Annotated in this window: 21 protein-coding genes; 12 read left to right on the forward strand and 9 right to left on the reverse strand. The window is 38.9% G+C overall.

The genetic code is table 11. The annotated features are described in order from the left end of the window. Window positions 1-138: 138 nt before the first annotated feature. Entirely contained in the window at window positions 139-1,305 is a 1,167-nt protein-coding gene (locus SYN7502_RS01705; protein ID WP_015167171.1) for a glycosyltransferase, read from the reverse strand. A gap of 34 nt (window positions 1,306-1,339) precedes the next feature. Beyond that, the gene (locus tag SYN7502_RS01710) at window positions 1,340-2,758 is read right to left on the reverse strand and encodes a hypothetical protein (RefSeq protein ID WP_210391313.1); all 1,419 of its coding nucleotides are present in this window, start codon (window positions 2,756-2,758) and stop codon (window positions 1,340-1,342) included. Window positions 2,759-3,061: 303 nt separating this feature from the next. Between SYN7502_RS01710 and SYN7502_RS18040 the strand changes: the two genes are divergently transcribed. After that, window positions 3,062-5,638 (forward strand): ATP-binding response regulator, encoded by a 2,577-nt coding sequence (locus SYN7502_RS18040; protein WP_015167173.1) that lies wholly within the window; start codon window positions 3,062-3,064, stop codon window positions 5,636-5,638. Between the two features lie 100 nt (window positions 5,639-5,738). Here the strand turns inward: SYN7502_RS18040 and SYN7502_RS01720 are convergent, their stop codons facing one another. From SYN7502_RS01720 to SYN7502_RS01730, 3 genes are all read right to left on the reverse strand, one after another. Further along, the gene (locus SYN7502_RS01720; protein ID WP_015167174.1) at window positions 5,739-5,951 is read right to left on the reverse strand and encodes a hypothetical protein; all 213 of its coding nucleotides are present in this window, start codon (window positions 5,949-5,951) and stop codon (window positions 5,739-5,741) included. Window positions 5,952-6,180: 229 nt separating this feature from the next. Continuing rightward, on the reverse strand, window positions 6,181-6,606 hold the full coding sequence (locus SYN7502_RS01725) for a tetratricopeptide repeat protein (RefSeq protein ID WP_015167175.1): 426 nt from the start codon (window positions 6,604-6,606) through the stop codon (window positions 6,181-6,183). Window positions 6,607-6,820: 214 nt separating this feature from the next. Then, complete coding sequence (locus SYN7502_RS01730; protein ID WP_015167176.1) at window positions 6,821-7,120, reverse strand: HU family DNA-binding protein; 300 nt, start codon at window positions 7,118-7,120, stop codon at window positions 6,821-6,823. Window positions 7,121-7,520: 400 nt separating this feature from the next. Here SYN7502_RS01730 and SYN7502_RS01735 point away from each other — a divergent pair, with 400 nt between their 5' ends. The 5 genes from SYN7502_RS01735 to SYN7502_RS01755 all read left to right on the forward strand — a co-directional run bounded on the left by SYN7502_RS01735 (window position 7,521) and on the right by SYN7502_RS01755 (window position 13,239). Continuing rightward, on the forward strand, window positions 7,521-8,111 hold the full coding sequence (locus SYN7502_RS01735; protein ID WP_015167177.1) for a slr1658 family protein: 591 nt from the start codon (window positions 7,521-7,523) through the stop codon (window positions 8,109-8,111). A gap of 48 nt (window positions 8,112-8,159) precedes the next feature. Beyond that, window positions 8,160-8,501 (forward strand): slr1659 superfamily regulator, encoded by a 342-nt coding sequence (locus SYN7502_RS01740; RefSeq protein ID WP_015167178.1) that lies wholly within the window; start codon window positions 8,160-8,162, stop codon window positions 8,499-8,501. A 136-nt stretch (window positions 8,502-8,637) separates the two neighbouring features. Then, entirely contained in the window at window positions 8,638-9,522 is an 885-nt protein-coding gene (locus tag SYN7502_RS01745) for a diguanylate cyclase (protein ID WP_015167179.1), read from the forward strand. A 53-nt stretch (window positions 9,523-9,575) separates the two neighbouring features. Next, on the forward strand, window positions 9,576-11,999 hold the full coding sequence (locus tag SYN7502_RS01750) for an ATP-binding protein (protein ID WP_015167180.1): 2,424 nt from the start codon (window positions 9,576-9,578) through the stop codon (window positions 11,997-11,999). A 4-nt stretch (window positions 12,000-12,003) separates the two neighbouring features. Further along, window positions 12,004-13,239, forward strand: a complete 1,236-nt coding sequence (locus tag SYN7502_RS01755) for a two-component system response regulator (protein WP_015167181.1) — start codon at window positions 12,004-12,006, stop codon at window positions 13,237-13,239. Between the two features lie 26 nt (window positions 13,240-13,265). Here the strand turns inward: SYN7502_RS01755 and SYN7502_RS01760 are convergent, their stop codons facing one another. Genes SYN7502_RS01760 through SYN7502_RS01770 form a run of 3 tightly spaced genes read right to left on the reverse strand, consistent with a single transcriptional unit; the run spans window position 13,266 to window position 15,361 of the window. Next, entirely contained in the window at window positions 13,266-14,270 is a 1,005-nt protein-coding gene (locus SYN7502_RS01760; RefSeq protein ID WP_015167182.1) for a protein phosphatase 2C domain-containing protein, read from the reverse strand. Between the two features lie 24 nt (window positions 14,271-14,294). After that, window positions 14,295-14,831, reverse strand: a complete 537-nt coding sequence (locus SYN7502_RS01765) for a thermonuclease family protein (RefSeq protein ID WP_015167183.1) — start codon at window positions 14,829-14,831, stop codon at window positions 14,295-14,297. A gap of 14 nt (window positions 14,832-14,845) precedes the next feature. Further along, entirely contained in the window at window positions 14,846-15,361 is a 516-nt protein-coding gene (locus tag SYN7502_RS01770) for an adenine phosphoribosyltransferase (RefSeq protein ID WP_015167184.1), read from the reverse strand. A 230-nt stretch (window positions 15,362-15,591) separates the two neighbouring features. Here SYN7502_RS01770 and SYN7502_RS01775 point away from each other — a divergent pair, with 230 nt between their 5' ends. Continuing rightward, complete coding sequence (locus tag SYN7502_RS01775; RefSeq protein WP_015167185.1) at window positions 15,592-16,710, forward strand: iron-containing alcohol dehydrogenase family protein; 1,119 nt, start codon at window positions 15,592-15,594, stop codon at window positions 16,708-16,710. A gap of 15 nt (window positions 16,711-16,725) precedes the next feature. On the opposite strand, the gene SYN7502_RS01780 is transcribed toward SYN7502_RS01775, so the two are convergent. Next, window positions 16,726-17,460 (reverse strand): biliverdin-producing heme oxygenase, encoded by a 735-nt coding sequence (locus tag SYN7502_RS01780; protein ID WP_015167186.1) that lies wholly within the window; start codon window positions 17,458-17,460, stop codon window positions 16,726-16,728. Between the two features lie 259 nt (window positions 17,461-17,719). Here SYN7502_RS01780 and ndhC point away from each other — a divergent pair, with 259 nt between their 5' ends. The 5 genes from ndhC (at window position 17,720) to SYN7502_RS01805 (ending at window position 21,479) form a co-directional block, all read left to right on the forward strand. Beyond that, window positions 17,720-18,079: an NADH-quinone oxidoreductase subunit A gene (gene ndhC, locus SYN7502_RS01785; protein ID WP_015167188.1), complete on the forward strand. Its 360-nt coding sequence runs from the start codon at window positions 17,720-17,722 to the stop codon at window positions 18,077-18,079. Next, window positions 18,076-18,816 (forward strand): NADH dehydrogenase subunit K, encoded by a 741-nt coding sequence (locus SYN7502_RS01790; protein WP_051023554.1) that lies wholly within the window; start codon window positions 18,076-18,078, stop codon window positions 18,814-18,816. Before ndhC ends, SYN7502_RS01790 begins: the two co-directional genes overlap by 4 nt. Next, on the forward strand, window positions 18,809-19,342 hold the full coding sequence (locus SYN7502_RS01795; protein ID WP_015167190.1) for an NAD(P)H-quinone oxidoreductase subunit J: 534 nt from the start codon (window positions 18,809-18,811) through the stop codon (window positions 19,340-19,342). The genes SYN7502_RS01790 and SYN7502_RS01795 overlap by 8 nt, the downstream gene beginning before the upstream one ends. 191 nt (window positions 19,343-19,533) lie before the next feature. Then, window positions 19,534-20,481 carry a hypothetical protein gene (locus SYN7502_RS01800; protein WP_015167191.1) on the forward strand — a complete coding sequence of 316 codons (948 nt, stop codon included), beginning with the start codon at window positions 19,534-19,536 and terminating at the stop codon, window positions 20,479-20,481. A gap of 104 nt (window positions 20,482-20,585) precedes the next feature. Then, window positions 20,586-21,479 (forward strand): class I SAM-dependent methyltransferase, encoded by an 894-nt coding sequence (locus SYN7502_RS01805; RefSeq protein ID WP_015167192.1) that lies wholly within the window; start codon window positions 20,586-20,588, stop codon window positions 21,477-21,479. The last annotated feature ends 169 nt before the right edge of the window (window positions 21,480-21,648 follow it).

Genomic DNA, 21,648 nt, shown 5'->3' on the forward strand with positions numbered 1-21,648 from the left:
GTTGAAAAAGTGAAAAGGATTTTGGTTTTAATTCAACCATTAATTTTTTAAGGCATCACAAACCAGAATAAATTCTAATTTATTTAGTTTATCTTTAGTCTTTATGTTTAAGATTTAAGATATTTAGACTAATGAATATTATTGCTCAATGATCCCTTGATACGCTCTGGCTAATTGTTTGGCAATAGTAGTCCATGAGTATTTTTCTAAGGCATACTTACGTCCATTCTCCCCCATTTTTAGTCGCAGTTGAGGATTATTTAAAAGATCGGCGATCGCCTGTGCCAAAGAATTAATATCTCCATCTATAATTAAGCCCGCCTCCGCAAAAGTAATTTCATCAGCAATTTGTGCACCTGAGGTTGTAATAATTGGTAGCCCAGAAACCATCGCTTCAGCTAAGGCAATACCGAAATTTTCCGAATAGGTTGGTAGCACAAACAAATCCGCACCTTGTAATAGTAAGTCCTTTGCATATCCACTCACAAAACCAACAAATACAACCTTATCTTCTAAATGAAGTGATGTAACTAAATTCAGTAAAGATTGCACATATTTCTCTTCTCCAGAACCCGCCATTAGAAGATAAAAGTCTTGGTGATGTTTGCTTAATTCTGTTAATGATTCAATTAATAAATCTGGACGTTTTTTATAGTGAAGACGGGAGAGAAATAGAATGATCGGAATATTTGGAGACAAACCATACTTATTTCTTAATTCTTGCTGGGCATTGGGAATAATCTGTGGAGGTATAACTCCTAAAGGTAGAACTATTTTAGGTGGCTTTAACCCAAAATTAATGACATCTTCCTTTTCGCCTATGGAAGTACAATGAATAGCGGCTGCTTGATCTAAGTTACGCCTTTCGATTAAGTAGGTATAAATTTGCTTTCTTAACTTACTTTGCGCTAATGCCCAAGGGGCTAGTTGCCCCATAGTTCTAGTTGTATAAGGCACTCTTTGCCATTGAGCAATAATAGCCGCACAGCTAGGCAAATAGGAAAATAAATAGTGATTGTCTAAGATGTCATAGTTACGGATATTTCGCCATAGCCATCGGGTAAAACTAAATGAAGGTAAAAAATCTTTGATTTGAGCAAAGCGTGGAAAAAACCAAACTGGTAGCCCTTGATATTCAACACGTTGCCATAATGGTACATCTAATAACCTATCGCCATCGTCATTAGTAGTAGCAATTTCCACATCAATTCCTTCTTCTCTTAACGCCATTACCAAATTCAAAACAACCTGCGTTGGACCACCCAGCTTAGGGCTGATCGAAGGAATAATATGTAAAACTTTCATTTATGCAAAACTTAGTACAAAATTTATTCAAAACTCATTTGGGTGGCGGATCATAAGCTACATTCTTGTTAATACCCAAAAATCCTGGAAGTTGCTTAGCTAAGAATATTAACCCAATAACTGGCAACATTGAAGTCGTAAATACAATTAAACTTCGCATAGAAATTGCTGCCGTAAAAAAGCCTAAGGCATTAACAACGATACCATAACCACTAGTTTCAAACTTAACTGTGCGAGACCACCAACTAGCTAACATACCTAAAAGTAATGATATTGCTATTACTGCAAAAATCCCCCCTAGCATATAGCACTCACCCAGATAGGTTGAAGAAACAGTCCAACCCTCTGCCCCTACAACATCTTCAATAGAAACACTTAAACCCTCTGGTTTGTCGTGCCATAAAACCCTAGGAATAGGCTTAGTTAAAAATACAACTATCAGTTCAAGACCTAAAAAATCATGATTCTTAGGAAAGGCATCTATTAATAAACCCATGGCAGCAAGGTTAAAATCCACTTTCAGAGTTTCTTGTGCCTGTTCGTTAAATTTACCTGAAGCCAAATAATTTAATATGCCGATATCTCTGAATCCCAACATGTGGTGGGTAGCAAATAGGATGCTATAACCGGCAATGCCAATAGGAATAGCAACATTGAAAAAGGTAGGACGCTTTAATGTTAAAAAATAACCAGCCAAAAAAGTAGCAACATAGGAACAAAAGACATTTCTTGTCCCACTAGCAAATCCTTCAAATATGGTAAACACAAAGATAGATATCACCAGATATATTTGCCAACTAGGAAATAATCGCCGATTATTTAAGATAATCCCTGTTAAGGGGGGGATGGCATTAGCCAATATATTCCATTCAGATATAAGTGCGCGCCAATCTCCTAAACGTCCTCTCCCCCAAGGTACGGCGAAACGCGGACCTAATAAAGCCTCAAATACTCTCATGGGATTGAAATTTACCGACGACAACATATTAAAATAGGCAAGAATGGCGCAAATTATCAACAACCTAAATAGAACTGTATTTGGAATATTACTAAAATCTAACCAACGGGGTGTTTTTGCCTTAGATATGTTGATATGGCGACCAATTGCCAAGCTCGCAAAACCTATTAATAAAACTTTTAGGGCGGCAAGTGTTTGTTCGGAAGTCAAAAATTGATTGAAATCGGGTTGTGGGTATAAAAATTCTACTAATGATAAAAAATACAGAGACAATATACATACCAGATCGGCTCTAAATAAATTCTTTAAGCCCTTTCTGCCATCACAAAAAATACTTATGGCTATGGATACTGCGACTATAATTGCCACTTGACTCGCCATAAATGTAGGAGTCATCTCTGCATTAATACTAATAAAAGCAAAAATTAAGCCAGAAATAAAAACACTTGTTCCTGCTGATGTTGCTTGGGCAGAAGCTTTATTAAGGTTGGGCAAATTTGGCTGTGGGTACTGAGAATTTTTAGGTGTATTCATAGGGGTGGTGGATAAAACATTGATGAGAAATATAAAAATCCCATCCTATTTACAAAAGGCTAGAGTTTTAACTTCATAACGCTGTAAAGTCCTAGATATCTGCTCTGAATTCATCAAGATTTTAACATCCCCAAGCTTTTTTTCATTTTCGGTAATGGTTACACTTGTAATCACGATAATTTTTATGGGTATTTTGGGTTTAATTTCTTAAGCTTTTCCTAGTTTTACGGGGTTGGTTTCGAGACTGTGGCAAATTATTAAGTTATGGAATCGATCGCCCTTAATGACACTATTGTTAACTTTCTTAAGCCCAAGATTACTACCTGTGGGCTAGAGTTAAGTGGATTTGAGGCTTTAGAGTTACTAAAAACTAATCCTTATCTTGTGATTCTGAATCAGCATAGACAGCCTCAGGGATTATTTACGACAGAGTGTGTATGCAAACATTATGGACAATCCTTAGCCGAACTGGATTTGCAACCCTTACCTGCGATCGCCGATCAAACTACGGTACGAGAATTTTTAGATCGTCTGTGCCAGTATGATCATTCCGCTAGTATTTGGGCTGTAGTTGATCGCCGTAATCAATATTTGGGGGTTATTGAGGTTTTATCCTTAATTCGTAGGGTAGCACAGGTGCTTAATCATCAAGCTCTTCATCAATTCACTACGCTAATCGAGCAGTTACCTTTTCCCGTGTCGATCTGCGATCACAAGTATGGAGTAGTGGGTGCTAACGAGCTGTGGCAGCAAGAATTTGGTAGCTTAGCATGGCGTGGAGAACGACTGATCACATCTCAGAGCAAGTCCCAGCAAAGCACATGGCAAATTACCCAAACTGAACTAAGTGGAGATTTATCTGGATTATGGATGGCGATCGCTCAGGATATAACTGCACAGGAGCATTTGGCAAAGGAGTTATCCGAGCAAAACATTGACCTAGTCAAACTTAATCGGATCAAAGATGAATTTATCGCCTGTATTAGTCATGAACTGAAAACACCTTTAACCTCAGTAATTGGGATGGCAAGCCTATTGAGTACAGAAACCATTGGTGACTTAAATGAACGCCAAAAACGTTATGTCAGCATGATTCATCAAAATGGTAGGCACCTGACGTTTATGATTGATAACGTTATGGACTTAGCAAAAGCTGAAACAGGTCAACTAGAGCTATATCCCGATGTTTTATCCATAGGCGAAATTTGCCAACAGAGCATCCTCAAAACCCATAAACTACTTCAACAGGACAATAACTGGGCTAAATCTCCAGATCATCTGGATATAGATATACATATTGATGCAGCAGTTGACCAGATTATTGCCGATGGAATGCGCCTACAGCAAATGTTGGTTAACTTGTTATCTAATGCCATTAAATTTACCGAAAGTATTCCGCAGGTGAAGCTATCAGTACAGATGTGGGAAGGTTGGATTGCCATCTGTGTCAGCGATCGCGGCATTGGTATTCCTCAAGATAAACAACATCTGATTTTCCAAAAATTTCAGCAACTCGAAAATATCCTTACCCGTAAATATGATGGAGTGGGACTAGGATTAGTCTTAACCAGACACCTAGCTAGGCTGCATGGAGGAGATGTCACTTTTATTTCTGAAGTGGGAAAAGGAAGTGAATTCACAATTTTATTACCCCCTGCACCTCCGCACCTATTAAACGTTCCAGAGCAAATTCGCAATGCCTCTAGTAAGTTAGTCCTAGTGGTTGAGCATATTCCCGAAGATATTAGTCATGTAATTACAGTTTTAGGTGGCATGGGTTATCGCTCCGTAGTCGCCCGTTCTGGTACCGAGGCATTAGAAAAAGCTCGAAAATTACAGCCTAGCTTTATTTGTTTAAGTCCAGATTTGCCCGTACTGTCTGGTTGGGATGTTCTATCATTACTTAAAAAAGACCCCGCCACCGCCACAATCAAAGTACTAGTTACGCTCAATGATAGTGCTAATAATCTTGGAACTGAAGCGGATTGGTATATTCCTAAGCCTATCCAAAGCTCAGATTTAGAATTCCTCAAAGCGATCGCCCCAACTAGTCTTAATAAACTCACAATTTTACATATTGGCGAAACCCATAGGCAACTTCTGCCATTAATTCAAGGATTAGAGTGTCAAGTTCTAACGGCAACAGACATTAGTCAAGGTGAAATTTTGGGGAAAATATGGCAACCTAAATTAGTATTACTGGATTATGCGATCGCCGAAGCGTCAACCAAATTAAAAAGAATTAGTCGCTCTATTCTTAAAAATCTACCCATACTACTAATTCATGAACTGGGTATGGATCAAAAGTTAGATCAAAAATTCTTAGAAGAAGAGATAAGTATTTATACCAAGTTTACCAATCTAAATCTCTATTTCCTCAATCAACTAACCTCCATACAAATCAATAAAGCTATTCAAAAAGCTACAGGCAATCAAGATTCAGCAACAATTGGTTTATGTGATTTTAGCAATAATGGCAATCACGATCAATTAATTGAGTCACTATTTCAGTACCTATTAATATCTGGGTTTAAGCCTTATATATTCCATGAGCCAAGTCACATTTCATCATCAATTAATAATCAAAATAATCACCAAAATATTGATCTTCTAGTAATTAAACTAAATTCCGAAAACTGGAAAGTCCAGAGTCAAATATTTAATAGGCTCAAACTAATATCTGTACCAATTATCATAATTAATGAAAGTAATAACCCTCTTGACTTAGATAATTTTGACTTAGATCACCTGAAACAAAAGCAAATACCTGTAACTGTTTTACCTTATTCAGAAGCGATCGCATTATTAATTCCCACCCTAGAAAAATATATCTGTAAATAACCTATTAAATAACCTATAAATAAAAATGACTCAACATTTCTGTCAAGCCACCATTGTTAATTAGTTTTTGAGCTAATTTATTAATTATTCTTAGCATTTTCTAGGCAGATAAAGAATTACCATCCGCGCTTTTCCAGCCCCTTGGCATTTTTAGATCATCGGGATCAACATAATGACATGTTGCTTCATCTAAACAAATTAATGCCCAGCCATTTTTATTAACATCAATTAACTTATAAGAGGATTCTAAAACAAAAAAACCTTTGTGATTGCGAGTTTCAGGCTTAACTCTGACATTTTCTACGTTTTGCATTTTTTATATCTCCGTAATTATAGTTTGAACTTAAGAATGTGATTTTTATAAGGGTGTAGCCTAAGCTACTTAATAATCACCAGATTATCATCAGTTCAAGACATATTACGTTAAGAATTCCTGACTAATAATGCTTTAGAGGTAAAGTTAAATGAGCTTTAATAACGTTTTATTGAGAACTAATAAAAAACAATCAATTAATCAGTAAATTATTAAACCATTAGGATTATTAAGTCTCTAAAATCCATTTCTTTACCCTTTCCAAACTTGCCCAATTAGGACGGCGGCGTAATCCATCTTCAAAATTTTCCACAATTTCTTCTTTTAAATCTGGTAACACGGTTAGTAAGGTATGTGCTAATTGAATATGCTCTCTGACTCCACTTTGGGCTGTTTCTAGCATGGCGATCGCCAAATTAATTCGAGCTTGGGGATCTTCAGGGTTAAGTTTGACAGATTTTTGGGCAGCTTTTAAGGCTAAAGTTGACTGCTTATTAATTAAATACAACCAAGATAGACAAATCCATGAGCTAGCCACCTTGGGAGATTGATCGCACACATCTTTAAATAAAGGAATTAATGTAGCTGCATCTTCTCCCGCTTTATATCTTTCTAATCCCTGATTAAATAATTCTTCAGCCGTTTCCTTAGTCATTTTTGTACTTATGTGTCTATGAACGTATATAACAATTAGCTTGATTTTAGTGATTAAACTTCAATATTTATATTTTGAAGGTAAAAATCCGAAAAAGTAATGTAGCTTGTAATTCACCCCAATTACGAGCTATTCCTAAATCTATAGATAAATTAGAATGGGAGCAAAAAATAGAGCAGACATAATTATCTGCCCTAGATATAAATTATTTAGCTTACTTACCCTTAGCAGGAATTTCCAGAGGAGCAACCTTTTCCTTAAAAGATTTACCCGCCGAAAAAGCAGGAACTGTAGTCGCAGGAATTGTCATCTTTTCTGTGGTCTTGGGATTACGTCCCTCACGAGCTTCACGCCGACGAGGTTCAAAAGAGCCAAAACCAACTAAAGTTACCTTACTGCCTGTAGATACAGCTTCGACAATTGCTTCTAACGTGGCGGTTAGAACTTCATCAGCAGTCTTTTTATTCACACTAGCTTTCTTAGAGATCGCATCGACTAATTCACCTTTATTCATAATTTTATGAAACTCCTATAGGCTATGATTTTCAATAGTTTATTCTAGTGGCAATATAGTGATTGTGTATAGTCAAAACCTTTAATTTATATACATTTGAGCAATTTATTCACAATAGTTATCAAAACTGTCCCTAAAATCACTAAAATCCCATGAGGTTTTCGAGATAATTTGGATTATTCTGTAAGGTACTGATACTAAATGCCAAAATTTTAACCATATCTTTACCTATCAATTGATTTAGTAAAACCTAGTAATCTTCTACTAATCTGGTCAAACAAACTAATTTAATTCATAATATTCCTGTGTTCATTAGCTCAAATACGACTAACTTCTAACTAATCCCAATCCTTAAAAGTAATAGATTCATCTGTACCACTACCTTTAATTACAGTTAATTATGTCCTCATTATCAACAGATGTAGTATTTGGTAAGTTTTTGGAACCACTACCAGCCACCGATGAATATTTGACCATAAATTTTTCACCTACTTCAACATCTCGGAAAGAGCGTTGGCGTAATAACGGTATCTCCGCCGATTTTTTAGGGGATTACTTTGGGTCATTTTTCCCAATTTCTGAGGATTCTCAAGCCATTATTGATAAGCGTGAAGAGATTAAAAGTACCGTTAGCTTTATTGCCAATGAATTACTAGAAAATGCTATGAAATATAGCGATCAGATTTCTAGACTACCAGTAAGTATTTCTTTGCATCTTTACGAAACTGAGCTAGTATTTGTGGCAGCAAATCATGCCCACATTAGTACTGTTGACGGATACCAAAAATTTATTCATGAACTTATCAATTCCGATATTGATGAACTGTACACTAAGCAAATGGAAAAAGCAGCTACAGGAGAAAGTGGCTCCAGTATGGGACTGTTAACTATGATCAATGACTACAACGCTAGCTTGGGGTGGAAGTTTAGGTCATTGCTGGATAAACCAAATATTTTTCAGGTCATTATCATGGTCAGCCTTGCAGTTTAACCAACAGTTACCAATACATTTTAAGATTGATTCAGAGAGGAATGGATTATGGAAATAAAAACTAGCGATTATCGAGTTTGGTACGACCCTGAAAATTCGACGGTTTTTTGCAGTGGTTATCTTCGCCTAGATGGGGCAGAGGAATATCAACCAATTATGGATTTATTGATCAATGCCATTAACGATCAACCCGCAATCACCGTTAATTTACGAGAGTTAGAGTTTCTCAATAGCTCTGGGATTAGTATGCTTTCTATGTTTGTGATTAAAGTGCGCCAAAATGGCAAAATTCAATTAATATTCGAGGGATCAAGTAAAATTTTGTGGCAAACTAAGTCATTAAAAAATCTGCAAAGACTAATGCCATCAATTAAACTAGATTTTGCCTAAATTTTAACTAAATGCCTATAGTAATCACAAGGGTTTGTGAGAGGGGCTAAGGGGTGAAGCCCCAACACCTACTCAATCCGTTTAGGGTTGCTATAAATTTCAGATAGAGCAAATCTTAAATTAATTTGACTTAATTATGAATAGCTTTGATCCTTCAAACTATGAACTACTTTTGGCAGAGTTAGCAAATCTACGGCAGGAAGTGATCAGCCTCAGACAAGCTAAGTCAGATTTAGAGATAGCTATTGAGACGATTACTGCCCATGGTGATGCTGTAGTAGCCGAATTACAGTCATCTAATCAAAAATTGGAAATTGAAATTTCTGAGCGACTGCGCGCTGAAGCATCCTTGCAAGCAATCCTAGAAACAACCTCAAGGGATAAAGATGATTTAGAGACCATGCTACAGCTAACAGTTGAGCATAGCGACTATTTAGAAAAATCCTTGCAAGAGGAGGTCAATGCCGCCAAAAATATTGCTACTATTGATGCGCTTACCAAAATTCCTAATCGTCGCCGCCTTGATGAGTTTATCAATCAAGAATGGACATTAATGATTCGGGAAAAAACCTCAATAGCGTTTTTACTGTGCGATATTGATTATTTCAAGCCCTATAATGACAACTACGGACATCCAGCAGGTGATGAGTGTTTGATGCAAGTTGCCCAAGTGATCGCTAAATCTTTACATCGTCCTTCCGATCTAGCGGCTCGGTATGGAGGAGAAGAATTTGCTGTGGTTTTACCCAGTACTAATGCTCAAGGGGCAATTAAAGTTGCGGAAAAAATTCAGAGCGAACTTGCCCTACTGCAACTTCCCCATCAGTTCTCTAAGGTTAATAAATATATAACTCTCAGCATAGGTATATCTTCCACAGTCCCCAAGCAGGCATCTACACCTCAAAACTTTATTAACAATGCGGATTTAGCTTTATATCAGGCAAAAAAGCAGGGTAGAAATCGCTACGTGTTTAAGTCGTTTGATGCCTCAACTGTTATTGAAAATAGTACTAAAAAATGAACTTAAAATCACCATAGCTGCTCAAACCCTAGCTCATAAAGTTGTTAACCCCCATGCCAGAATCTAATCAACCAGAGTTTAACCAAATCAAGCCTGATGAACTGCTGCGGGAGTTACAGTCTTTGCGAGAGCGAGTTGCCCAGATCGAAAGTGATAATCAGGATTTGCGGATTGCTCTAGATACAACTACTCAACATGGGGATACGATTGAGCAGCAATTACATGAAACTAATGAACAATTGGCTGCAGAAATTTCCGAGCGTAAACTAGCTCAGGCGACTTTAGAATCGATTTTAGAAATGGTCACGGAAGATAAACATGACCTAGAAATCATGGTGGAGACCATGGCTGAGCATGGGGATACGGTTGAATATCAGCTTTATAGTGATGCCGTTGACTTTATGCGTCGCAGTGAAGAGCAGTTTAGAGCGATCGCCGAAGCAACACCAATAATTATGATGATTGGGCATCTACCCGATGGCTTAATTACCTATGCTAATTCTACCTGTACCCAAACCCTTGGTGTTGCTCCTCAGGCAATTAGAGGGCGAAAATTACAGGAATTTTATTGCGACCCCGATGACGAAAAACATTTAGCCGCAATCTTGGCAGAGCATGGGTATGTGAAAAACTATGAAATGCGGATCAAAAAAGGTGATGAATCAATTATTTGGGTGGCAGCCTCACTTCATGCCTTAATCTTATCGGGACATTCTACCTATCTCAGTACTTTTTACGATATAACTGCCCGTAAGCAGGCAGAACTGGCATTACAGGTTTCTGAAAATCTATTAAGAGAGCAAGCAGAAGTATTAGAATCGTTAGTTGCCCGCCGTACCCAAGAATTACAAAGTACCGAAGCGGAATTACGATCGCTATTTGAAGCGATGACCGATACAATTTTGGTCTATAACCAGCAAGGTGTCTGCCTTAAAGTGGCACAAACTAACTCTAGTCGCTTAGCATTATTCTCAAATCGAGTGCTGACCAGTGTCCGTGATATTTTTACGCCCGCCTTAGCCGAAATTCATATTAAATTAATTCAACAGGCACTAACCCAGCAACAGAGCTTAACCATTGAATATTGCCAAGAATTTTCCGATCGCCTTGCTCCATTTAATCATCAATCTAATCGTACTAATACAGAAGTATGGTTAGCGGCTACGGTTTCCCCTTTATCAGAGGATCAAGTAATTTGGGTGGAGCGAGATATTAGCGATCGCAAAAAAGCCGAAGCTGAACTTAAAGCGGCAAAAGAAGCAGCGGAAATTGCTAATCGTGCCAAGAGTCAATTTTTGGCAAATATGAGCCATGAATTACGCACTCCACTCAATGCGATTTTAGGTTTTTCCCAACTGATGCTGGATGATCATTCTTTAACTTCGACCCAACTGGAAAATTTAAAAATTATTGAAACCAGTGGGGAGCATCTTTTATCGTTAATTAATGATGTCTTGGAGATGTCAAAAATTGAATCAGGAAAAGTAGTTTTAAATGAATTTAACTTTGATCTACATGGACTCCTAGATCGCCTAAAAGATATGCTTAACCTCAAAGCCGAGTCTAAGGGACTAACTCTTGATTTTATCCAAGTTAATGAAATTCCCCGCTATGTCATTGGTGATGAGGTGAAGTTAAGTCAAGTTTTAATTAACTTACTCAGTAATGCCCTGAAGTTTACCCAAGTGGGCGGAGTGACATTGACTGTAGAAGCTTTACCGATCGCTCCGATTCAAGCACCAAACCAAACATCTTCCCAAATTAGATCAGATATCTCAAATCACCTTGTGCATTTATTATTCCGAGTTGAAGATACTGGGATCGGAATTTCTAAAACTGAGATCCCAACTATATTTGATGCTTTTATTCAAAGTCAATCGGGACGCAAATCTCAAGAAGGTTCGGGGCTGGGGCTGACAATTAGTCGTAAATTTGTGGAATTAATGGGAGGAGAAATTAGGGCTGAAAGTGCCTTGGGGCAAGGTTCGGTGTTTAGCTTTGATATAGAGCTTCTATCAGGGGATGTAATTTTACCTAAAATCTTGGAAGATGAAGTACTGATTGAGTCGGATGTTGCCCTAGGTGATAATAATGCTTTAAATTTGCGGATTTTGCTGGCAGAGGATAATGTTGTCAATCAAAAAGTGGCATTACGGATGTTGCATAAACTAGGCTTTAGTGCCGATGTAGCGATGGATGGAGAGCAGGTTTTAACTGCCCTTGAGCGTCAGGTTTATGATCTAATTCTGATGGATGTGCAAATGCCTAATTTAGATGGTATTGAAACCACAAAATGTATTTATGAAAGATTCCCCGCAGGCGATCGCCCCATAATTGTTGCCTTGACTGCCCATGCTATGCAGGAAGAACGAGAGCGTTGCCTAGCCGCAGGGATGAGTAACCATCTAAGTAAACCCGTGCGCCTAGAGGAGTTACAAAGAATTCTCGAGCAATGTGTTGGTCTTGTGGGAAAGTAGCACCATGCTAAATAAATCTGGAAATATTCTGATCGTTGACGATAGCTCCATCAACCGCAAGTTACTGGCAGCAATTTTGTCTATGCAGGGTTATCAAATTTGGGAGGCTGCCTATGGCAAAGATGCTCTGGAGAAAGCCCTTAGCGACTCACCCGATCTAATTTTGCTGGATGTAAATATGCCCGATATGAGTGGCTATGATGTCTGTGCTGAACTTAAGCAAAACCCCGAAACCAAGGATATTCCAGTAATTTTTGTCACTGCCCTAGAAACCCTATGGGATCGGATCGAAGGTTTTTCCGTAGGGGGGGTGGATTACATTCATAAGCCCTTTGAAAATATTGAAGTGTTAGCAAGGGTAGATACCCATATTCAATTACGGCAGTTGCAGAAACAATTACATCGCCGTGCCCAGTCCCTAGAACTCCAAAATACGATCCTCCAAAATGAAATTTGCGATCGCTTTGGCGTTGACCCAGAGTTTTATAAAGACCTGGAGTTAGCAGTCGAACGGCAGGAGTTCAAGCTTTACTATCAGCCCATTGTTAATTTTAATACGGGTAAAATTTTAGGTTTCGAGGCGTTAATTCGCTGGCTTCACCCGAGTCATGGCATGATTCCTCCCGATCGCTTTATTCCCGTGGCTGAATGTACTGGATTAATTAATCCCATAGGAGAGTGGGTTTTGTCCGAAGCAATTAGTCAATTAGCGACTTGGAAAAAGTTATTCCCCCAGAGCGATCGCTTATCCGTCAGTGTTAATGTTTCAGCTAATCAGTTATTAAATAATTCCTTGGTTAGCTATATTCGTAAGGTTTTACAGAGTAATCAAGTTAGTTGCAGCCAATTAAAACTCGAAATTACCGAAAGTGCTTTGGTCAATGATCCTGATGCCACTGTAGAAATTCTCAAGGAATTCAAAGACCTAGGCATAGATTTATACATTGATGATTTCGGCACGGGCTATTCTTCTCTTAGTCGTCTGTATGATTTCCCCGTGGATGTCCTGAAGATTGATCGATCATTTATCCAAAAAGGTAGATGGGCAGTGGTGAGGGCGATCATTCAAATTGCCGTAGCTATGGATAAGGAGATTATTGTCGAAGGCGTGGAAACCTTAGAAGAGTTGAATGCTCTTAAGCAAATGTCTTGCTTCCAGGGACAGGGATATTACTTTTATAAACCCCTTGATGCTAGTGCAATTACCCAACTGATTGCAGAAGAGTTGCAAAAAGATTAACTTTCAATATATTTACTGAATTTTGCTCAATTTTGCTCAATCTGACAATGCACCAAAACTGCCGTAATGTTGTCATAGCCATTTAGATCATTTCCAAGCTGGATTAAATCTTGAGCCGCAATGCTTAAATCACTATTTTTGTCTATGGATTGGAGTTGTTGCCAATGATCTTCAACCACGTTATTATCACTCAGTCCATCGGAACATAGTAAAAATAGACTAGTACTATCCAGATTAAAAAAGGCGATCGCTGGCTCAAGGGATGCCGAAATATTAGGTCCAAGTGCTTGGGTGAGTTGATGGGCATCGCCACGGCTGTAAGCAATCGTCTCGGATACACCTTGATCAATTAATCTATTGGCGACTTCATGATCACGGGTAAGTTGAGTTAAGCCATCGGCGGTAATTTTATAAATTCGACTATCTCCAATATGGGCGATCGCCACTTCAGTCCCATAAATAACCAAAATTACTAGGGTTGTTCCCATCCGTCCAGCATCTCGGCGCATTTCCGCTTCATTCCGATCATAAATTTCCTGATTAGCGATCCCAATAATTTCCGTTAGTTTCTCTTGACTAGGTAGCCCCGATGTCCAAAAGGGCTTAAAGCTTTCCGCAATTGATTCCAAGGCGATCGCACTTGCGACTTCACCGCCGTCATGACCACCCATACCATCACATAGAATAAATAAGCCTCGATGGGTCTGAAACTCTGGCTGACTGTGGCTCACGGTAGTCATAAATTGACTAAAGCACCTAAATCCATCTTCATTATGCTCCCGTTCTTTGCCCACATCGCTTAATGCGGCATACTTAAGACTAATTAAGTGGGAATTGCATAGTTCTGGATCGGTAACATCCTCCCCCACATCACCACTGGTTATATCTCCTGAATCAGCCAATCCCGAATTAGCCAATTCCAAAGGATCAGTATCTTCTGAATTTTCTGAAGTGATAATCTCGATCCCACAGTTTTGGCAGAATTTATTAACATCAGGATTATCGAATCCACAGGCAGAACACTTAATCATAGTTTTTTTCACTTATTAAAAAATCTAGCGTAAAACCTGACGACGAAAATCCCTAGGACTTATACGCATAGGATCTTGAGGATTCCATACTCCCAGTTCTAATAGCCTTGCCTCTGACTCTAACATCTTGAGCTTATTTTCATACTTAACATTGGGAGGAAAAACATCAGCAAGGACATAGCCTTCTTTAACTAATTGGGCATTCACTAAGGTATTACCCTGCCAAATATATGCCTGTAGGCGATCGCCCCTCTCTTTCTGTTCTTGATCAAACTCTAAAACAACTGGTTGATCTTTTACTAACTGTTCTAGTCTTTGGCGGGCTAAGTTGCCCCAAGGTTCTTGCTCTTTCCAAGGTGCCGCAATCCCCAACAGACGAATTCGTGTGGTTATGCCAGCATTAGATTTTGCTGCTACAGTTTGCCCAGTTAAAACCCGTGTTACTGTCCAAATTTCACCACTTGGAGCCTTTGGCGATCGCCACCAAACCTGCATTACCAAATTAACTGCAATCAAAACAATTACACCTAGAAAAATCAGAGGTATTCTATTAGCCATCATCAATCAGCCCCAACCTAGTAGGAAACTAAGCTAAAAATCGGAATATTAGCAGGTAGCGCCAATCGCCCAGACAGAAAAGATAGCTCAATTAAAAAGGCAAAGCCTACAACAATTCCCCCTCCTAATTCCACCAACTTAGCCGTAGCGGATGCAGTTCCCCCCGTAGCAATTACATCATCAACAATTAAAACTCTGCTGCCGTTACCAAAAGCATCTTGGTGCATTTCTAGGCGATCGGTGCCATACTCCAAGGCATACTCAGCTTGATATACAGGTGCAGGTAGTTTTTTCGGTTTACGCACAGGAATAAAGCCCGCTTGCAATTTATAGGCGATCGGTGCGCCCAGAATAAAGCCCCTAGACTCAATTCCCACCACATAGTCAATGTGCAAATCTTGAGTTAGGTTAACTAATCCATTAGTGATTTCTGATAAACCTTGTGGATGTGCCAATACTGGAGTAATGTCTCGAAACATAATACCGGGCGTGGGAAAATCAGGAATATCACGAATTAGGCTTTTTATATCCATAGGGCTTTTTTACTTAAATTTAGTTAAATTTACTGGAATTAATTGCACCGCCTTTCCGCCTAACTTTTACCACTCAATTGCTACCAATGGCAAGAGTCGCCTTAACTTTTCATATTCTGAATACAGGTATTCTGGATAGAGAAATTATGGGTATAAACCCTAAGGGTTAAGAATAACTTAAGTATTTAAGTCAAAATAGTAGTAACCAATATTGTTAAGTATGATTTTTGATGAATGCGATGAAGACTGTAATTAATAGTTTGCCCATTTTAGCGATCGCCCCCAGTCAAGTAATTAGAGGGCAGGGCATAGTGCATAAATTAGTAGATTATTTACCGACTTGGTTACAAGGATCAGGAAAGTCTGCCCTTATAATTTCAGGTACAAAGTCTAAAGCATCCGTAAAAACCGCCTTGGATCAAGCAGACATACCCATTCATTACGCCGATCCCATTGAAAATTGTAGTGAAGTCAACCTCAAAAAACTACAGGCAGAAATTACTAAGCACCAGCCCCATTTCATCATCGGTTGTGGTGGAGGCAAGGTTTTGGATACGGCAAAATTAATTGCCCATCAACATAATTTGCCGATAGTGACAATCCCTACGACAGCAGCCACCTGTGCCGCTTGGACAGCCTTGAGTAATGTTTACACCGAAGCAGGTGCATTTAGTTATGATGTAGTGTTAAGTCGATGTCCAGATTTAATCTTAGTTGATTATGATTTAATTTCCACTGCCCCTCAACGTACTTTAATTGCAGGAATTGGGGATGCGATCGCTAAATGGTACGAAGCCTCAGTCAGTAGTGGTAGCAGTGATAAAACCTTAGTAATTGCCGCCGTTCAAGAAGCGAGAATTTTACGGGATATTTTATTTCAGAAATCCACCGAAGCATTACAAAATCCCACAGGCAGTGTATGGCAAGAGGTTGTTGATGCCACAGTTTGTCTAGCGGGAATAATTGGTGGGATGGGAGGAGCGCAATGTCGCACTGTTGCTGCCCACGCTGTCCATAATGGTTTAACCCATCTGCCTCAATCGCATCATACTCTTCACGGAGAAAAGGTCGCCTATGGTATTTTGGTGCAACTGCGACTGGAAGAGTTTCAGGGCAACCAACTAGCAGCTACAGCCCGCCAACAACTTTTAAAGTTTTATAGTGAGATTAAATTACCCCAAAATCTAGGTGACTTGGCGCTAGGAGATATTACCCTTAAGGAATTAGAAACAGTGGCAGCGATCGCCTGTAAAGGTGGATCAGACTTACATAATCTACCCTTTTATGTCCATGAACATCAGCTAATTGCCGCTATGGTTTCGACAACTGTACCGCTTGTTGCGGCTTGATCAATCAGTAACTAATTAAGCTGGGGTTGATTCAGAAATGGTCGCCGAGCTAGGTTGAAACCGACTGAGAACCCAATTCCAAAACATTTGCCATAGAGTGATAAACCAATTGCCCTTTAGTTCTTGGAACATTTCCATATTCAGATGAAAAGCATAATTAGCCTCATCCACAATTTTGTCCTGAGTGGCATCATCGACCGATAGGGTATCCAACAATGCTCGATACTTTTTCTTATATTCCCCATGATTTTTAATAGTAGGAAATTCATAGAAAGCCGTACCATTGCCATCTTTTAGTCCCATCGCTTGCTTGGCAATTTTTTTGAGAATTTGTCCACCCGATAGGTCACCCATATAGCGGGTATAGGCATGGGCAGCCAACAGTTCGGGAGTATTATTAGAAACCGCTTGAATATGCTTTACATATTTTTTGCAAGCTTCGGAGGGTTGGGCTAGATTGCGCCAGTCGGTACCATAGTAGTATGCTAAATCCTGCTCTAGGCTTTTTTCTCTCCAGAGATCGGGGGTATAAAGACTACTTAAAACTGGATGATCTTTGTGCCGAGTTAGTTCAGCTTCTAGGGCAGTATAAACAAAGTAAAAATTTGCAGCCAATTTACGGTAGGACTCTTTATCAATTACGCCCTGTAAAAAGCATTTAATAAAATCTGCCCCTTCTGCCATGGAATGAGACTTGGCGGTACCATCCCGTAATTTTGCGGCTAAACCACTATTTAAATTAGAACTCACTGTGACTCCTGATTATTTACTACTATTAAAAGATTTTTATATTTGTATATATAGCGTTTAGAGCGGTTAGATTGCAGCATTTGTATAAAATTTGTATAAATTTGTATAAATGGATTGGCATAAAGCTGTATAACTGCAAACCAATCATAATTATAAAATTTGATCATGGCGAAGTATGAGTACTGACATAAATTTTTACGGTTAACCCAGCTATACTAGATTTCAGATATTAATTTAGATATATTAAGAGGAAAAGACCTTGGTTCTAAGCGGTTATGAGTACCTTCTGGTATTTTTGATAGTCTGTACCCTTGTTCCTGTCTCAGGATTAGTTTTAGCAAAATTTCTTAGTCCTGCGATCGCATCTCCAACCAGCCGCACTACCTATGAGTCTGGATGTGAACCAAAGGGTGGGGCATGGATTCAATTTAATATTCGCTATTATATGTTTGCCCTTGCCTTTGTAATTTTTGATGTAGAAACTGTGTTTTTATATCCTTGGGCAGTGGCTTTTAGTCAGTTGGGATTACTAGCTTTCATTGAAGCTTTAATCTTTATTGCGATTCTAGTTTTAGGTTTAGTATATGCTTGGCGCAAAGGAGCTTTAGAATGGTCATGAAAGCAGAGAATGTTAGTTTAGATTTTAGTATTGAGGATCAAAAACAACGCTTAATCAATCCCATCGAAGAATCAAGGGTAACCCAAGATTTATCTAATAACGTAGTGCTTACCACCCTGAATGACCTCTACAACTGGGCAAGAATGTCTAGTCTGTGGCCCATGCTCTATGGCACTAGCTGTTGTTTTATTGAGTTTGCGGCAATGTTGGGATCAAGGTTTGACTTCGATCGCTTTGGTTTACTACCTCGTTCTAGTCCCCGTCAAGCAGATTTAATTATTACGGCTGGCACAGTGACCATGAAAATGGCTCCCGCTTTAGTTAGGTTGTATGAACAGATGGCAGAACCTAAGTATGTAATTGCTATGGGTGCTTGTACGATTACAGGCGGTATGTTTAGTACCGAGTCTTACACTACAGTGCGTGGAGTCGATAAATTAATTCCTGTGGATGTGTATTTGCCCGGCTGTCCACCCCGACCCGAAGCAATTTTTGATGCCATTATTAAGCTCCGCAAAAAAATTGATGCCGAGGGTTATAAGGACAAAGCATTTACTAATCAAACCCATCGTTTCTATAGCGTCAAGCATGAACTGAAAGTAGTTGAGCCAATTTTAACTGGTAAATATTTAGAACTACCCACCCGTATAGCTCCGCCCAAAGCTTTAGTGGAATCTGGCATTCCTTTGCCAGCGTTGGAAATTGCCAAGAAGCAGGAGGTAGAAATTAATGGCTGAAGAAATTAAAGCATCAGAGGGGCTGGAAGAAACCACGGCGATCGCTATTACAGATAAAATTTCTGGTTGGCTGACGGAGAATGGTTTTAGTCATGAGTTTTTAGGCTTAGATCATCAGGGTATTCCGATCCTTAAAGTCCAGCGTGACTATTTACTGCCTTTTGCTACAGCCTTGTATGCCTATGGATTTAACTACTTAATGTGTCAGTGTGGTTATGACTCTGGAGCAGGTGCAGATTTGGTCAGTACCTATCATTTGGTGAAGCTTACGGATAACCCTCAAACTAAGCCCGATGAAGTGAAAGTGAAAGTATTTTTACCTCGCCATGACCCTAGGGTACCTTCGGTATTTTGGATTTGGAAATCCGCAGATTGGCAGGAACGGGAGACCTATGATATGTATGGCATTATCTACGAAGGGCATCCAAACCTGAAACGAATTTTAATGCCTGAGGATTGGGTAGGCTATCCGATGCGCAAGGATTATATTACTCCAGATTTTTACGAGCTACAGGATGCTTACTAGGTCTTGAAGTTTAAGTCACTTTTTACCACACTATAGGGCTAAGCTGCCCTTTTTTTATGTTTACTCCCTTCCCACTATAAAAATGGACTTGATTAAATGGGCTGAAGGGTTTGCCTCCTACACTCCGTATCAAAACAATCACAGAAAGGCTGTACTGAGGTAGATATTTCTTTTGCGGGGTAGATTTATTTATGCTAGTTTTTCTAATTCATGGTGTCGCGACTCAAGATTCAGGTTACGGAGATCAATTCAAGAAAAAAGTTAAAGAAATTCTGACTCAGAAAGATAAAAAACTCGTATTACCCATTTTTTACTCTAGCTTTTGGGGACATTCGTTTAAAAACAAAACCGATCAACTCTTTAACTGGGTTCGCTCGGATGTTAACGAATTGTCCGAAAAATGCAAGGAACTAAGAGGTAGTGAACAGGACATCTATCGCTACCAAGAGCATCGTGAAGGCTTTATTGCCAGATTTTTTGGCGACTTCTTGACCTATCTCAATAATGATAGAGGCGCATCAATTCGCAGACAAATCTTTCATCAATTCCAAGACTTTGTTAATAACCATCCCGAGGAACAAGAAATAACGATCTCCTCCCATTCTCTCGGCACATTAGTTCTCTGGGATCTCCTTTTCGCTAAAGACTTACCCGAAAATGATTCGGCTTACGAATTTCGCAAAATATTTAACTCAAGTAACTCTAAGTATAAATTAAACGGACTTGTGACAATGGGATCACCACTGCTATTCATGCGCCTCAAGCAAAATATAGACTTTTCCGCAGTTGATGAGTTTGTAGCCACAAACAAAAACAAGCTCACTTGGATAAATATCATTCATGCTTCAGATCTAATTTCCTATCCTCTTGGTAATGCCATTAAACACGATAAAGCTAAGAATTTCTTTTTTACCGATCAATATCTCTGGATGCACGCCAACGGGTCAGAATCAGGTGCTTTGCGATTTGGTCAAGCCCACGCTGGTATGGCTTTAGGTATGGCAGATGCTCACAGCTCTTATTGGAATAATGATGTTGCTGCGGACTTAGTGGCTTCCCTCATTAGAGGAGACATAACTACCTTAGCCACTCAAACAGTACATACAGGTTGGAGAAGTTTTAACAAAGATTTAAGTTAAAATCCTTAGATCACAAACAATTTTATCTACTAGAAGCCAACTTTGAGCCTAGTTGTATGTATCTGCCAGATTGTATAGAAAACGAAGACCTAAATGTATAATAAATGCAGCAATTATCTCAAAATGAATTCGATAAAATTAGCCCCACGGCGTTATTAGTGGCATACGCCAGAACTTTTACAGACATTCACTACACTAAGCAATTATCTGAGGCAGTTAATTCCCAGTCTGTAGTTGAAGGTCTTTTAGGGCAGAAATTAGAGGAAGTTGCAGAAATTACGGTTTTAATTGAGAGTCGCTATCGCAGTATAGATCGGGCGATCGCCATTTTAAAATCTAAAAAAACATCTAAAAATAATTCTGGGCAGATACTAGAAATTGCCTCAGGGTTATTGCCTCGGGGCATGATTATGTCTGAGGATACTAGTCTTAGGTTTGTCGAAACGGATTTGCCTTTGATGATTGAGCAGAAAGCTAATTTAGTTAAAGTTTTAGTTGGCGATCGCCTTAATCTTCACTTTAAGCCTGTTGATATCACTGCTCTATCTAATCACTTAAAAGACTGTATAGAGTTACTGGATCGGAATCAGCCCGTCATAATTTTATCTGAGGGTTTACTGATGTATTTAACCCATGCTCAAAAACAACAAGCATTTGCCAATGTCCGTGAATTATTGGAATTATTTGGCGGAGTCTGGATTACTACGGATTTAGTGACGGTCAAGGCGATTAATCGGCGTAAGCAAATTAGTCCAGGACTAGGACAGATTTCACAAATGGTATCCCGACTTAGCGATCGCCCCATTGGAGATACTTATTTTCAAGATACAGAACAGATAGAAGATTTTATTACTGTCCAAGGATTTAAATGCGATCGCACCCCAGTTTTAAGCTTAATCAATCTAGATCAACTTAACTGTTTACATTCATTAAATATTAATCCCGAAATTGCGGAGGCAATATTAAGCGATGCCTATGTCTATAGTCTTAGTGTTTAAGTACATTGCATTACAGCCTATTTCACTACTTGGTTCCCCGCCTGTACGCCGAAAAGACTGTAATATCTCTTGATTAACAAGTTCTAACTTAACCACAGCTTAACTACATTGATAATTAGGTTAATATAGCTTCATAGTTTTGTTAACTTCTCTTAATTTTTCTCGTAAC

This window comes from Synechococcus sp. PCC 7502 (assembly GCF_000317085.1).
Taxonomy (GTDB): Bacteria; Cyanobacteriota; Cyanobacteriia; order Pseudanabaenales; family Pseudanabaenaceae; genus PCC-7502.